The following is a 1,166-nucleotide window of genomic DNA, read 5'->3' as shown; positions in this document are numbered from 1 at the left end:
GTCCCAACCCTTGTGGGAGCTGGCTTGCCAGCGATGCTTTTTTAGTGCTTGAACATCACATGCCGTACCACGGTGTAGTCCTCCAGCCCATACATCGACATGTCCTTGCCATAGCCGGACAATTTCTGACCGCCATGGGGCATTTCGCTGACGAGCATGAAGTGCGTATTGACCCAGGTGCAGCCGTATTGCAGGCGCGCCGACAACCGATGCGCGCGGCCGACGTCGGCGGTCCACACTGACGACGCCAGGCCGTAGTCCGAGTCGTTGGCCCAGCCCAGCACCTGGGCCTCGTCAGTAAACCTGGTCACCGACACCACCGGGCCGAACACCTCGCGGCGAACGATCTCGTCATCCTGCTGTGCGTCCGCCAGCACCGTCGGCTCGAAGAAGAAACCGTTGCCGTCCACCGCCTTGCCACCGGTGATCAGGCGGATGTGCGACTGCGCCACGGCGCGTTCGACGAACCCGGCCACGCGGTCGCGGTGCTGCGCAGTGATCAGCGGGCCGAGCTCGGTGGCCGGATCGTCTTGCAGGCCGTACTTGATGCTGCTGACCGCGGCACCGAGCTTCTCGACGAACTTCTCGTAGATCCCGGCCTGGGCGTAGATGCGGCAGGCCGCCGTGCAATCCTGGCCGGCGTTGTAGAAACCGAAGGTGCGAATGCCCTCCACGGCGGCGTCGATGTCGGCGTCGTCGAAGATGATCACCGGGGCCTTGCCGCCCAGTTCCATGTGCAGGCGCTTGACGCTGTCGGCGGTGCTGGAAATGATGTTCGAGCCAGTGGCGATCGAGCCAGTCAGCGAGACCATGCGCACTTTCGGGTGGGTCACCAGCGGGCTACCCACCGTTGGACCGCGCCCGAACACCAGGTTGAGGACACCGGCGGGGAAAATTTGCGACGCCAGTTCCGCCAGGCGCAACGCGGTCAGCGGGGTTTGTTCCGACGGCTTGAGCACCACGGTATTACCGGCGGCTAGAGCCGGAGCGATTTTCCAGGCGACCATCATCAGCGGGTAGTTCCACGGCGCGATCGAGGCGATCACGCCCACCGGATCGCGGCGGATCATCGAGGTGTGGCCGGGCAGGTATTCACCGCCAGCCGAACCGCTCATGCAGCGGCTGGCGCCGGCGAAGAAACGGAACACGTCGGCAATCGCCGGGAT

The 1,166-nt window shown here is 64.6% G+C and carries 1 protein-coding gene; it reads right to left on the bottom strand.

Going from position 1 to position 1,166, the window contains the following annotated elements; translation table 11 throughout:
• Positions 1-41: 41 nt before the first annotated feature.
• The coding region (locus UB23_RS12900; RefSeq protein ID WP_045059707.1) for a gamma-aminobutyraldehyde dehydrogenase at positions 42-1,166 on the bottom strand (1,125 nt) is incomplete at its 5' end.

This window comes from Pseudomonas sp. ES3-33, from assembly GCF_000952175.1.
Lineage (GTDB): Bacteria > Pseudomonadota > Gammaproteobacteria > Pseudomonadales > Pseudomonadaceae > Aquipseudomonas > Aquipseudomonas gregormendelii.
This window is presented reverse-complemented; position numbering and strand designations above follow the sequence as displayed.